Here is a 13,419-nt window from a genome sequence, read left to right on the forward strand (position 1 = left end):
GGTCAAGCCCCCTGTTGATCACCGCTGCCCGCCCGTCCCTCGCGCGTGCTCCAGCGGGACTCGGGCGGGCCCTGGAGACGTCGCACCGCGTGGCCCTCAGGGCGCGTAGGCCCCGAAGGGCCCGCCTGCCACGCGAGCCACTCATGACGCGTCCGTCACAGCCGTTTCGGCGCGTCCTGAGCCGCTCAGGCCGTTCCTGACGCGCCGTGCGGGCGATCACGGGAGCGGACGGCGTTGTCCGAAACCCCTGTCCCGCCGCCGAATCCGAGCCTCGGCTGTCCGTAAACCCCCTCCCCGCGCGGGCCTGCGAGGCCTCTCCCGGGCCAGTTTCTGTGATCATGATCGCATTCCTGTCAACCCGGTTGACGAATGGCGAGAAGCGCGAAGTGAGGGCATTTTGATCGGCACAGCGTAGTTATTCGAACACACGGAGTGAAGAAGTGGATTTTATGGTGAGAGAAACGGCGCTTGACGTTGCTAACGACGCCTTGACCAGCTAGTTTCCCATCCCGTCCGAGTACATCGACAGAAATTCGAGGTGACCCGGCGTGGCTCTTCCTCCCCTGACCCCTGAGCAGCGCGCCGCAGCCCTTGAGAAGGCTGCCAAGGCCCGTAAAGAGCGTGCCGAGGTCAAGAACCGACTCAAGCACGGCGCGGTTTCTCTGGCTGAGGTGCTCAAGGATGGGCAGACCGACGACGTCATCGGCAAGATGAAGGTGTCGGCTCTGTTGGAGTCGCTCCCCGGCGTGGGCAAGGTCCGCGCCAAGCAGCTGATGGAGCGGCACGCTATTGCCGAGTCCCGCCGCGTGCGGGGTCTCGGCGCGAACCAGAGGGCTGCCCTCGAGCGCGAGTTCGGTGGCAACGAGGGCTAACCTCGGTACCACACGAAAGCGCAGGTTCGACGGGGGTAACGAAGTGACCGACAGGTCCTGGTCCGATGGTGAAGGCACGGATCGCGGTGGTTTCGTTCCCCCTGGTGGCAACGCGCACCAGCACGGTGCCACCAGGCGGTTGACGGTCCTGTCAGGGCCGTCAGGCGTCGGCAAGTCCACGGTCGTCGCCGAGCTCCGGCGGGCACACCCCGAGGTGTGGCTGTCGGTCTCGGTGACCACCAGGAAGCCCCGCCCCGGCGAGACGCACGGGGTCGAGTACTTCTTCGCCGGCAACGACGAGTTCGACGGGCTCGTCGAGTCGGGCGAGCTGCTGGAGTGGGCCGAGTTCGCGGGCAACAGGTACGGCACGCCGAGGCAGGCCGTGCTCGACAAGCTCGCGGCCGGGGTGCCCACGGTGCTGGAGATCGATCTCCAGGGCGCCAGGCAGGTGCGCGAGAGCATGCCGGAGGCGCTGCTGGTCTTCCTGGCCCCCCCGTCGTGGGAGGAGCTGGAGAAGCGCCTTCGCGGGCGCGGCACCGAACCCGAGGACGTCATCGCCCGCCGGCTCGAGGCCGGGCGCGTCGAGATGGCGGCCGAGAAGGAGTTCGATACCACGCTGGTGAACACGAACGTCCAGGACGTATGCCACAGGCTGATAGCCTTGATGACCGCATAGCATTCCGACGAGAGGTCTGACAACGTGGCAGGCATTGCCCCGACGACCGAGGGCATCACCAACCCCTCGATCGACTCGCTGCTCGACATCGTCGACAGCAAGTACTCCCTGGTCATCATGGGTGCCAAGCGCGCCCGCCAGATCAACGCCTACTACTCCCAGCTCGGCGAGGGCCTGCTGGAGTACGTCGGCCCCCTGGTCGAGACCCACGCGCAGGAGAAGCCGCTGTCCATCGCGCTCCGCGAGGTCGCCGACGGTCTCCTCAACGCCGAGCCCATCGAAGGCGCGGTCTGACCCTTCCATGAGGGTCGTCCTGGGCGTCAGCGCGGGCATCGCCGCCTACAAGGCCTGCGAGCTCCTGCGCCTGTTCACCGAGTCGGGCCACGAGGTGCGGGTCGTTCCGACCCGCGACGCGCTGCGGTTCGTGGGCGAGCCCACGTGGGCGGCGCTGTCAGGGCACCCGGTGGCCACCGACGTGTGGGACGACGTGCACGAGGTGCCCCACGTACGGCTCGGCCAGCGCGCCGACCTCGTCGTGGTCGCGCCCGCGACGGCCGACGTCCTCGCCAGGGCCGCCCACGGCCTGGCGGGCGACCTGCTGACCAACACGCTGCTCACGGCCAGGTGTCCCGTGGTGTTCGCGCCCGCGATGCACACCGAGATGTGGGAGCACGCGGCCACCAGGGCCAACGTGGCCACCCTCCGCGAGCGGGGATCCATCGTCATCGACCCCGCCGTCGGCCGCCTCACGGGCGCCGACACGGGTCCAGGCCGGCTGCCGGACCCCGAAGAGATCTTCGAGATCTGCCTCCGCGTCATGGCGGGCCGCCCTCGCGACCTTGCGGGACGCAAGGTCGTCATCTCGGCGGGCGGCACCCGCGAGGCTCTCGACCCGGTCCGCTACCTCGGCAACCGCTCCTCGGGGCTGCAGGGATACGCCCTGGCCCGCACGGCGGTCGCGCGCGGCGCCGAGGTGACGCTCGTGGCGGCCAACGTGTCGCTCGGCGACCCGGCGGGCGCCAAGGTCATCAGGGTCGAGTCCGCGGTGGAGCTGCGCGACGCCGTGCTGTCGGCCGCCGCCGACGCCGACGCGGTCGTCATGGCGGCGGCCGTGGCCGACTTCAGGCCCGCCGTGCGCCACGACTCGAAGATCAAGAAGACCTCGGGCGAGCCGGAGCCGATCGAGCTGGTCAAGAATCCCGACATCCTCGCCGAGCTGGGCGAGCGGCGGCGCGCGGGCGCTTTCGCCCCCGCGCGTCCTGCGGTGATCGCGGGCTTCGCGGCCGAGACCGACGACGTGCTCGCCAACGGCAAGGCCAAGCTCGCCCGCAAGGGATGCGACCTGCTGGTGGTCAACCAGGTGGGGGAGGGGCTGGCCTTCGGCACCCCCGACAACGCCGCGACGATCCTGGCCGCGGACGGATCCCAGGTCGAGGTGCCACGCGGGCCCAAGGAGGACCTCGCCGACGCCGTGTGGGACCTGGTCGCCGCCCGCCTGTCCTGAGCACCGCCCGCCCGTGACGGTCGCGGCCCGCCCGATCGGCGAGCCCGAGATCGCCGTGGCGGCACTCCGGCCCCTGCGCGTCCCGAGCGGGCCGGTTCACAGGGGAGATCAGGCGGTCGGGAAAGGCCGGGTTCCGGCATGGCCCGTTACCTGATCAACTGTTGCGGCACCCCGCCTGCCTGCGGATACTGAGGGTCGGCGAGGGGGGATGGGATGCCGGTGACGTCGGCTGTCAGGGATCGCTGCAGGGCTCTGCTGCGCCAGGGGGAGGAGATCCGCTATGTCTTTCCCGCGCTGTCGATCGGCCCGCCCGGCGTCGCGAACTTCCTGATCGTCGTCACCGACAGGTCCGTCTCCGTCCTGGCCACCAGGATGCTCAGGAGCGACCGCCCTGTCGCGCTCTACGCCGCCTTCCCCCGCGCCACGAGGCTCGGGCCGATCACCATGGCGCCCAGCCCCGTCATCCAGCTCGGTGAGATGTTCTTCGAGTTCGACGAGGAGTACGCCGCCGTCGTCGCCGCGGCCGACGCCGAGGTGTTCGAGCCCGACACTCTGCCCCTCGATCCGCTCCCTCACCTCTGACAAGGGGCAGAATGGGAGCAGTTTCGCGGGGCGCGGGCATGTGGGGCTACACTTCGGCGATGGCCCTGGCGTGTCTCTACCGCCCGAGCCGTACATCCGTCAGCAGCCGCTGCATGAGGAGCCACTGAGTTGTCACGTCGCCTGTTCACCTCCGAGTCGGTCACCGAAGGCCACCCGGACAAGATCGCCGACCAGATCAGTGACGCGATTCTCGACGCCATGCTCAAGGACGACCCCAAGTCCAGGGTCGCCGTCGAGACGCTGATCACTACCGGCCAGGTCCACGTCGCAGGCGAGGTGACGACCGAGACCTACGTCGACATCGCCGGCGTCATCCGCGAGAAGATCCTTGAGATCGGCTACGACGCCTCCCACAAGGGCTTCGACGGCGCCTCCTGCGGTGTGTCGGCCTCCATCGGCGCCCAGTCGCCCGACATCGCCCAGGGTGTCGACGACGCCTACGAGCACCGCGTCGAGGGTGACGTCGACGAGCTCGACCGCCAGGGCGCCGGCGACCAGGGCCTGATGTTCGGCTACGCCTGCCGTGAGACGCCCGAGCTGATGCCGCTGCCGATCACGCTCGCGCACAAGCTCGCCCGCCGCCTTTCCGAGGTGCGCAAGTCCGGCCTGGTGCCCTACCTGCGTCCCGACGGCAAGACCCAGGTCACGATCGAGTACGACGGCGACAAGCCGGTCCGTCTCGACACCGTCGTCGTCTCCACCCAGCACGCGGCGGAGATCGACCTCAAGGAGATGCTGACGCCCGACATCAAGGAGCACGTGGTCGACCACGTCCTCGCCGGGATCGACATCGACATCGAGGGCTACCGCCTGCTGGTCAACCCGACCGGCAGGTTCGAGATCGGCGGCCCGATGGGCGACGCAGGCCTCACCGGACGCAAGATCATCGTCGACACCTACGGCGGCATGGCCCGCCACGGCGGCGGCGCCTTCTCCGGCAAGGACCCGTCCAAGGTCGACCGCTCGGCCGCCTACGCGATGCGCTGGGTCGCCAAGAACATCGTCGCCGCGGGTCTCGCCGACCGTGCCGAGGTCCAGGTCGCCTACGCCATCGGCAAGGCCGAGCCCGTGGGTGTCTTCGTGGAGACCTTCGGCACCGAGAAGGTGGCCGTGGAGAAGATCCAGGAGGCCGTGACCAAGGTGTTCGACCTGCGTCCCGCCGCGATCATCCGCGACCTCGACCTGCTGCGCCCGATCTACTCCGAGACCGCCGCCTACGGCCACTTCGGCCGTGAGGGCTTCTCGTGGGAGTCGACCGACCGCGCGCCCGCGCTGCGCGAAGCCGCCGGTCTCTGACCGCTCGCCTGACGACGATGCCGCACTCCGGAAGGGGTGCGGCATCGTCGTCGCATGGCCGGGTCCCGTGCCGTCCGGAGCCGTCCGGCGGGCGCCGCGCATCTGGTAGACGTAGTCTGTGACCGACTCCGACGACGCCCTCCTGCCCCTTGAGGCCGTGCGCCCCGCGGAGTCGGCCAGGCGGGACCTCGGCGCGCCTGTGGCTGCCGCTGAGCTCCCCGTGGCCAGGATCGTCGTCGACAGTCCGCTGCCGCATCTCGACCGGCCCTTCGACTATCTGGTGCCCGAGGCCATGGACGGCGACGCCGTGCCCGGCGTGCGGGTGCGCGTGCGGTTCGCGGGGAAGCTGGTGGACGGATTCCTACTGGAGCGCGTGTCGGGCAGCGAGCACGAGGGGCGGCTCACGGCCCTCGAACGGGTCGTGTCGCCCGAGCCCGTGCTGACGCCCGAGATCGCCGGGCTGGCCCGCGCCGTCGCCGACCGCTACGCAGGAACGCTGGCCGACGTGCTGCGCCTGGCGGTCCCCCCGAGGCACGCCCGCGTCGAGGCGGAGAAACGCGACCCCGTCGCCGAGGGCGAGGGCGGCGGCGACGGCGCATGGGACGCCTACCCGATGGGAGCCTCCTTCCTCGACGCCCTGAAGAACGGCAGGTCGCCCAGGGCGGTGTGGGGCGCGCTGCCGGGCAACACGAGCTGGGCCCGCCCCGTCGCCGAGGCCGTCAGGGCGACGCTGGACGGCGGCAGGGGCGCCGTGGTCGTCGTCCCCGATGGCAGGGACGTCACGTTCGCCGACCAGGCGCTGTCCGAGGCGCTCGGCCCCGGCAGGCACGTCGCCCTCACCGCCGACCTCGGTCCAGCCGAGCGCTACCGCCGGTGGTTGCGCGCGCTGCGCGGCCAGGTCAGGGCCGTCGTCGGTACGAGGGCGGCGATGTTCGCGCCCGTGGAGAAGCTCGGACTCGTCGTCATCTGGGACGACGGCGACGACCTGCACGCCGAACGGCTCGCCCCCTACCCGCACGCCAGAGAGGTGCTCGCCCTCCGCGCGCACAGGGCGGGAGCGGGCATGCTCATCGGCGGCCACTCCCGTACGGCGGAGGCCACCCAGCTCATCGCCTCGAAGTGGGCCAGACCGATCGTGGCGGACAGGCAGGCCATCAGGGCGGTCGCGCCGAGGGTCAGGCCCGCGGGGGAGGACGGCGAGCTGGCCAAGGACCAGGCGGCCCGCGCGGCCAGGCTGCCCAGCCTCGCGTGGCGGGCCCTGCAGCAGGGGCTGGAGGAGGGCCCCGTGCTCGTGCAGGTGCCCAGGCGCGGCTACCTTCCCTCGCTGGCCTGCCGTACGTGCAGGGCGGCCGCCAGGTGCGAGCACCCGCCGACCCGGGCGACGATCACCGGTGAGCAGCTGTGCCACGGGCCGCTCGCGCTGCGCGGCGGGCACGCGGCGCCGTACTGCAAATGGTGCGGGCGGATCGCGGGCGACTGGCGGTGTCCTTCGTGCGGCGACGGCAGGATCCGCGCGTCCGTGGTGGGCGCCCGGCGTACCGCCGAGGAACTGGGCCGCGCCTTTCCCTCGGTGCCTGTGAAGACCTCGGGGCGCGACGGCGTGCTGGCCACGGTCGGGCCGGGTCGCGCGCTCGTGGTGGCCACGCCCGGCGCCGAGCCCTTCGCCGAGGGCGGCTACACGGCCGCGGTGCTGCTCGACGGCTGGGCGATGCTCGGCAGGGCCGACCTGCGGGCAGGGGAGGAGGCCGTCCGGCGCTGGATGAACGCCGCCGCGCTGCTGCGTCCGGCCGCGGAGCTGGTGGTGCTGGCCGATGCCGCGATGCCGGCCGTCCAGGCGCTGCTGCGCTGGGACCCGATCACGCACGCCGAGCGCGAGCTGGCCGACCGGCGGGAGCTGGGGTTCCCTCCTGCGGTGCGCATGGCGACCCTGACCGGCGCGCCCTCGGCGGTCAGGGAGATGCTCGGCGAGGTGAGGCTGCCGCAGGAGGCGCAGGTCCTCGGCCCCGTGCCGGTGGACACGCGGCGCGCCGAGGGCGAGCAGGAGCGCGCCATGATCCGCGTGCCGCGATCGCTGGGGCCGCAGTTGGCCATCGCGTTGAAAGGGGCCACGGGGGTGCGTGCGGCGCGTAAGGCGCAGGATGTCGTGAGGGTAAGTGTTGACCCTCTCGACCTGATATAGCCTCGTTCCCCGATTCGCGTGCGCGTAAGTCGTCCGTTAGCGTCGCCCTGTGTCGATCGAATGGGTGAACCGAGCCATCGACGATCTGCGCGCCTGGGGTCGGGCGCACGAAGTCGACGTGGACGCGGACGAGATCCGTCTGCTCTGCGACTACGCCAGCGACTATCTCAACGTGACCGAGCTCGGCGAGTTCACTCCCGCCACCTTCGACGAGCTGCTGCTGTCGATCTACCCGCGTAAGGTCATCGCGCCGCCGGAGAGCGCGCAGGAGACCGTCGCGGCCTCGCGCACGCTCGTCGACTTCCTGCTCGTCCTCGGTGAGATCTCCGAGGACGGCGCGCGGGAGATGCGCGCCACCCTGGCGCGGATCGAGCCCGAGATGGCCACCGCGCTGGCCGACCCCGCCAACTTCGGCATGGCCAAGAGCCTGTTCAGCTCGATCGGGCCCGAGTCGCTCGAACAGGCGGTCGCCATTCCCGCGGGTGAGCTGCCCGAGCTGGGGGAGGCGCCGTGCGACTGCCCCGCGTGCGCGCCGCTGCCCGCCGTACGGCTGGCGCCGAGGGCGGAGCTGGAGGCGGCCGTCGAGGCCGTGCCGATACTGGCCGACGCGCGGCGGCTGCGCGCGTGGGTGGCCGAGCGCGGCTCCACGCCCACCGCGAAGGGGCGGCTGCGGGCCAGGGACGCCGCGGCCGCGCCCCTGCCGTACGCCGGGCTCCTGTGGGACCTGGGTCGCCTGCTGGGCTCCGACGATCCGCTGGAGTCGTGGGCGCGCACGGTGGAGTTCCTGCTGGAGAAGGACACCGGCGGCCAGGTCACCGGCTCCGCCGAGCTCGACGAGGAGCTCTACGACCTGTTCGACATGCTCTACCGCCTGCAGACGCCCGCCCCGGTGAGCGTGGTCGCCGAGTACCTTCAGGAGCTCACCGAATACAGCGGCGTCGACGTCGAGACGGCTCTCGACCGGCTGGCCCACTGCGGGCTGCTGGGGCGTGCCGACGACGCCGTCACGCTCACCCCGCTCGCCTGTTACGGCATGCGCCGCCGCTACCTCGCCCACGGCCTCGACGCGCCGGAGGCGGAGGACCTCGCGGAGGCCGACGCGATGGGCCTGATCGAGGGCCTGCTGTCCGGCATCCCCACCGAGCTGGCCGAGGAGGACATCCAGCGCTGGCTGGAGCGCAGGAGCGCGGCGGAGGCCGCGGCCGAGCTGCTGTCGGCCGCCGGGGGCGCGCCCGCGGTGGCGCGCGGCATCGCGGTCACCATCGTCGACAGGCTCGACTCCGCCGCCGAGAGCGCGGTCAGGGCCTGCCTGGATGACCAGGAGCTGCGCCCGCACGCCATACACTGGCTGACCGCCCGCGGACTGCCCGCGCCTCCGCTCACCCAGGAGGAGCTGCTGTGGGTGAGCGTCGACATGCTCGCCCTCGCCATGCCCGCCGCGGAGGAGGATCCCGAGATCTTCGCCGAGAACATCGCGGCCTCGGGACCGCCCGCCCACGTGATCGAGGAAATGTGGCGGGTCGACCACCCCGACGTGGTCGAGGTGCTCGAACTGCTCGGGCGCTCCATCCCCGACGGCACCCTCGCCAAGGCCGCGAGGAAGGCCGCTTTCAAGGCCCGCTCCCGTGCGATCGGTACCTCCCTGTGACGGCTGTGCAGTAAGTTTCGTGAGTGGCAAACAACGTCTTCGACCTCACCGAGCTGCGCAAGCCCCCTCCGATCGAGGACAAGCACGTCGAAGGCCTGGTCTTCCCGCCGGTCGCGCTGGCGCCCGACGCCGACCTGGCCAGGGCCGTGCCGGGAGTGCCGCTGGTCGCCGACGCCCTGCGCCTGACGGCGTGGACGGGCACCCGCCCCGTCACCGAGCACGGCCTGCTGCGCGCCGCCGACGCCGAGGCGGCCGTCGCCGAGCTCGGCCTGGTGGCCGGGCGGCTGCGCCTGCTGTGGGTGGTCGCGGTCAACACCCAACTGCTGCAGATCATGAGGGGGACGGCGAGCCGCGGCCCGCTCCCGCACCAGCTGTCCGTCGAGGCGACGCTGGAGTTCTGGGACGGCGTCGTGATGGACGTCCTCGACAGGGCCGAAGAGGGGCTCAGCGGGTCCGCCGTGGTCGACGAGCACCTGGCCGAGACGCTGGCCACGATCTACTCCGTGCGCACCGGCGTGGCCGCCGCCACCCTGGCCAAGGGCATCCTCCAGTCCCATGAGGTGGCATGCGACCCCGGCGCGGTGGAGCTTCGCCGTCTGGCCGCGGCCCTGCCGGCCGAGCTCTTCGACGCGCTGGCGCTGCTCGAGTACTGCGGGCTGGTCGAGCAGACCACCACGGGCCATTTCAGGCTCACCCCGCTCGGGGTGTGGGCGGTCCGCCGCGACCTGCTGCGCGAGGGCCACGACGCGCCGACGGCGGCCGAGGTCGAGGTCTACTCCGACTACGCGGCGGCCGAGCTGGTCGAGGCGATGATCACCGGTGTGGTCACCCCGAGCGTGGTCGCCCACTGGCTGGAGCGCCGCTCGCCGGAGTCTGCCGCCCACGAGCTGGTCCAGGTCGCCGCGTCAGGAACGGCGGGCCAGCGCGGCGCGGTCGGCACCATCCTGGAGGAGCTCGGTCCCGAGGCCGAGCTGCCCGTCCGCAAGGCCCTCGACGAGCCGCTCATGTGGCGCTACGCCGCCTCGTGGCTGCACATCCGCGACCTGGCCGCGCCCCCGCTCAACCCCGGCGACCACACCTGGATCGCGATCGACTCCCTTGCCGCGCTGCTCTACTTCGCCGACGCGCCGGGCGCGATGGGCTCCTTCGACGTGCTGGAGGCAGGCGAGGAGCTGGTACGCCTGGTCGGCGAGATGGCCACGGTCGACCACCCCGACACGATCGCCGTGCTCGACCTGCTGGCCGACCACCACGGCGACCAGGCGGTGGCCAAGGCGGCCAGGAAGGCGGCGATGAAGGCCCGGTCGGCGAGGGCGATGTCGACCGGCGACGAGCCAGGCTAGGCGACGGCCGCCGGCATGTGGGCAACCCGCCAGGAGCCCCAGGCCCGCCCCCGTGCGGCGTCCCGCCTGCGACCGGGGTCCGCGCCCCTGTGGGCGTCCGGCCTGCGAGAGGGTGGCCGGGGGTTCTCCGGGGAGGGTTGGCGTTTCTCCCCAGTAAACTGGGGTGATCCCATCGATGCGAAACGGAGTACCCCTTGTCCATTCAGTCGATCCGGCTGTTCGGTGACCCGGTGCTGCGCACCCCGGCGGCCCCGGTCGTCGACTTCGACAAGGAGCTGCGCAAGCTGGTCAAGGACCTCACCGACACGATGATGGACGCGCCGGGGGCGGGTCTTGCCGCCCCGCAGATCGGCGTCGGCCTGCGCGTGTTCACCTACTACGTCGACGACCAGCTCGGACACCTGATCAACCCGGACCTCGACCTGTCGGCCGACCTCGACGAGGAGGGCGAGGAGGGCTGCCTGTCCTTCCCCGGGCTGTCGTTCCCGACGCCGCGCGCCATCCGCGCGGTCGCCAAGGGATTCAACATGCACGGCGAGCCCGTCGTGCTCGAAGGCACCGACCTGATGGCCAGGTGCTTCCAGCACGAGACCGACCACCTCGACGGCATCCTGTTCATCGACAGGATGGACCCCAAGCAGCGCAAGCTGGCGATGAAGGCCATCCGCGAGGCCGAGTGGAGCGGGCTGTCGGCCCCCACCGTCAAGTTCTCACCCCACGCCACGGGCGGGAGGGCCCTCTGACGATGCGCCTGGTCTTCGCTGGCACCCCCGAGACCGCGCTGCCCTCGCTGCGCGCCCTGATCGACTCGCCGCGCCACGAGGTGGTGGCCGTGGTCACGCGCCCGGACGCCCGCGCGGGCCGAGGCCGCGCGCTGCACCCGAGCCCCGTGGCCGACCTGGCCGCCGCCGAGGGCATCGAGGTGCTGCGGCCCGCCAAGGTGAGCGACCCCGCGTTCCTCGACCGGCTGAACGAACTGGCGCCCGACTGCTGCCCCGTCGTCGCCTACGGGGCGTTGCTGCCGCAGGCCGCGCTCGACATCCCGCACCACGGCTGGGTCAACCTGCACTTCTCGCTGCTGCCCGCGTGGCGGGGGGCGGCGCCCGTGCAGCACGCCGTCCTGCACGGCGACGAGATCACCGGTGCGGCCACCTTCCAGATCGTGAAGGAGCTCGACGCGGGCCCCGTGTACGGGGTGGTCACCGAGGAGATCAAGGGCACCGACACCAGCGGCGAACTGCTCGCCAGGCTGGCCGAGTCGGGGGCGGGGCTGCTGGCGGCCACCCTCGACGGGATCGAGGACGGCACGCTCGAAGCGCGGCCCCAGCCGCTCGACGGGGTGTCGGTCGCGCCGAAGCTCACCGTGGACGACGCCAGGATCGACTGGAGCGCGCCCGCGATGCGCGTGGACAGGCTGGTGCGGGCCTGCACGCCCAACCCCGGCCCGTGGACGACCTTCCGCGAGCACCGGATCAAACTCGGCCCGGTACGGCTCGCGGCCGAGGCCGAGCGGCTGGCGCCAGGCGAGCTCGTGGTGGCGGGCAAGAACAGCGTGCTGGTCGGCACCGGCACCCACCCGGTGGAGCTGGGCGAGGTGCAGCCGCAGGGCAAGCGGCTCATGACGGCCGGCGAGTGGGCGCGCGGCGTGCGCGTCACGCCGGCGGATCGGCTGCTCTGATGGCCGGGCGGGGCGCGTCCTCAGGCGGCGGCTCGCGCCGCGGGGGCTTCTCGGGCGGCCGGGGTTCTTCGGGCGGCTCTTCGGGCGGGCGGGGGTCGTCGCAAGACCGTGGCTCCGGGGGCTCCTCGGGCGGCTCTTCAGGAGGTTCCTGGGGTGGCAGAGGTTCCTCGGGCGGCCGTGGGGCGTCAGGCGGCCGCGGCTCTTCGGGCGGGCGGCCTTCCCCTGGTGGCCGGGCCAGGAAGCCCGCGCGTGACGAGGCGCGCAACGCCGCCTACGACCTGCTGAGAGCGGTCGACGAGCGCGACGCCTACGCCAACCTGCTCATGCCGCGCCTGCTGCGCGAGCGAGGGCTGAAGGGCAGGGACGCGGCTCTGGCGACCGAGCTGGCCTACGGCACGCTGCGCGGCCTCGGCGGCTACGACGCGATCATCGCGATGTGCGGCGACCGGGAGCCCGACCCCGCCGTCCTCGACGCGCTGCGCCTGGGCGCCCACCAGCTGCTCAAGATGCGCGTTCCCCCGCACGCCGCCGTCGGCACCACCGTCGACCTGGTACGGCTGCGCATCGGCACCGGCGCCTCCCGCTTCGCCAACGCCGTCCTCCGCAAGATCGCCTCCAGGACGCTCGACGAGTGGATCGCGATCGTCGCGCCTCCCGCCGGCAGCGACCTCGTCGGCCACCTGGCGATCGCCCACAGCCACCCCCGCTGGATCGTCAGCGCTTTCCGCGACGCGCTCGGTCGTGACGCAGAGGAGACGGCCGACCTCCTGGCCGCCGACAACGCCAGGCCCGTGGTGACGCTCGTGGCCAGGCCGGGGCGCAGCTCCGTCGAGGAGCTCGAGGAGGCGGGCGCCGAGCCAGGCCGCTACTCGCCCTACGCGGCGTACCTGCCGGAGGGTGACCCCGGGCAGATCCTCGCGGTGGCCGAGACCCGCGCCGCCGTACAGGACGAGGCGAGCCAGCTCGTCGCGCTCGCGCTCACCAGGGTGCCCGTCGACGGGCCCGACGACCGGTGGCTCGACATGTGCGCGGGCCCTGGCGGCAAGGCGGGCCTGCTCGACGCGATCGCCACGCACGGCGACCTCGCGGCGGGCAAGAGCGGGGAGGCGGCGTTCGCGTTCGCAGGCGGGGCCAGGATGCTGGCCGCCGACGTGCAGTACCACAGGGCCCGCCTGGTCTGGCAGACCACCAGGCAGGCCGCGGTGATCACCGCCGACGGCACCGAGCCCGCCTGGCGGCCCGGCTCCTTCGACCGTGTGATGCTCGACGCGCCCTGCACGGGGCTCGGCGCGCTGCGCCGCCGTCCCGAGGCCAGGTGGCGGCGCGACCCGGCGAGCGTGGCCGAGCTGGGCGCGCTGCAGCGCCACCTGCTCGGGACCGCTCTGGATTCGCTCCGGCCCGGTGGAGTCGCCGCCTACGTCACCTGCTCGCCGCATCTGGCCGAGACCCAGGTGGTGGTGGCGGACGTGCTCAGGCGCCGCGACGACGTCGAGCAGCTCGACGCCCGCGCCTTCCTGCCGGGGATCGACGGGCTCGGGGAAGGCCCGCACGCGCAGTTCTGGCCGCACCGTCACGGCACCGACGCCATGTTCCTGGCCCTGCTGCGCAGGCGGGCCTGAT

Annotated in this window: 11 protein-coding genes and 1 pseudogene; all 12 read left to right on the plus strand. The window is 72.3% G+C overall.

The window, feature by feature from the left end:
* Window positions 1-548: 548 nt before the first annotated feature.
* The gene (gene mihF / locus AC3EO4_RS01845; RefSeq protein ID WP_183658973.1) at window positions 549-872 is read left to right on the plus strand and encodes an integration host factor, actinobacterial type; all 324 of its coding nucleotides are present in this window, start codon (window positions 549-551) and stop codon (window positions 870-872) included.
* A gap of 139 nt (window positions 873-1,011) precedes the next feature.
* On the plus strand, window positions 1,012-1,548 hold the full coding sequence (gene gmk, locus AC3EO4_RS01850; RefSeq protein WP_379579373.1) for a guanylate kinase: 537 nt from the start codon (window positions 1,012-1,014) through the stop codon (window positions 1,546-1,548).
* Between the two features lie 24 nt (window positions 1,549-1,572).
* Window positions 1,573-1,842: a DNA-directed RNA polymerase subunit omega gene (gene rpoZ, locus AC3EO4_RS01855; RefSeq protein WP_358123574.1), complete on the plus strand. Its 270-nt coding sequence runs from the start codon at window positions 1,573-1,575 to the stop codon at window positions 1,840-1,842.
* A 7-nt stretch (window positions 1,843-1,849) separates the two neighbouring features.
* Window positions 1,850-3,052 (plus strand): bifunctional phosphopantothenoylcysteine decarboxylase/phosphopantothenate--cysteine ligase CoaBC, encoded by a 1,203-nt coding sequence (coaBC, locus tag AC3EO4_RS01860; protein ID WP_379579371.1) that lies wholly within the window; start codon window positions 1,850-1,852, stop codon window positions 3,050-3,052.
* Between the two features lie 213 nt (window positions 3,053-3,265).
* On the plus strand, window positions 3,266-3,634 hold the full coding sequence (locus tag AC3EO4_RS01865; protein WP_379579369.1) for a hypothetical protein: 369 nt from the start codon (window positions 3,266-3,268) through the stop codon (window positions 3,632-3,634).
* Between the two features lie 129 nt (window positions 3,635-3,763).
* A complete protein-coding gene (gene metK / locus AC3EO4_RS01870; protein WP_379579367.1) occupies window positions 3,764-4,951 on the plus strand; it encodes a methionine adenosyltransferase in 1,188 nt (395 codons plus the stop codon).
* Between the two features lie 118 nt (window positions 4,952-5,069).
* Complete coding sequence (locus AC3EO4_RS01875) at window positions 5,070-7,130, plus strand: primosomal protein N' (protein ID WP_379579365.1); 2,061 nt, start codon at window positions 5,070-5,072, stop codon at window positions 7,128-7,130.
* 49 nt (window positions 7,131-7,179) lie between these two features.
* Window positions 7,180-8,778 (plus strand): hypothetical protein, encoded by a 1,599-nt coding sequence (locus tag AC3EO4_RS01880; protein WP_431893221.1) that lies wholly within the window; start codon window positions 7,180-7,182, stop codon window positions 8,776-8,778.
* A gap of 23 nt (window positions 8,779-8,801) precedes the next feature.
* Window positions 8,802-10,121: a hypothetical protein gene (locus tag AC3EO4_RS01885; RefSeq protein ID WP_431893223.1), complete on the plus strand. Its 1,320-nt coding sequence runs from the start codon at window positions 8,802-8,804 to the stop codon at window positions 10,119-10,121.
* 194 nt (window positions 10,122-10,315) lie between these two features.
* Window positions 10,316-10,864, plus strand: coding sequence for a peptide deformylase (gene def, locus AC3EO4_RS01890; protein ID WP_183658990.1), 549 nt, complete (start codon window positions 10,316-10,318; stop codon window positions 10,862-10,864).
* A gap of 2 nt (window positions 10,865-10,866) precedes the next feature.
* Window positions 10,867-11,799, plus strand: a complete 933-nt coding sequence (fmt, locus tag AC3EO4_RS01895; protein WP_379579360.1) for a methionyl-tRNA formyltransferase — start codon at window positions 10,867-10,869, stop codon at window positions 11,797-11,799.
* 176 nt (window positions 11,800-11,975) lie between these two features.
* A pseudogene (locus tag AC3EO4_RS01900) lies at window positions 11,976-13,418 on the plus strand (RsmB/NOP family class I SAM-dependent RNA methyltransferase); the annotation flags it as partial.
* Between the last annotated feature and the right edge of the window lies 1 nt (window position 13,419).

This window comes from Nonomuraea sp. bgisy101 (genome assembly GCF_057708945.1).

Excerpts from the sequence above, each read along its gene's own strand:
- fmt (WP_379579360.1), top strand. The coding sequence starts at position 10,867 with ATGCGCCTGGTCTTCGCTGGCACCCCCGAGACCGCGCTGCCCTCGCTG.
- coaBC (WP_379579371.1), top strand. The coding sequence starts at position 1,850 with ATGAGGGTCGTCCTGGGCGTCAGCGCGGGCATCGCCGCCTACAAGGCC.
- AC3EO4_RS01865 (WP_379579369.1), top strand. The coding sequence starts at position 3,266 with ATGCCGGTGACGTCGGCTGTCAGGGATCGCTGCAGGGCTCTGCTGCGC.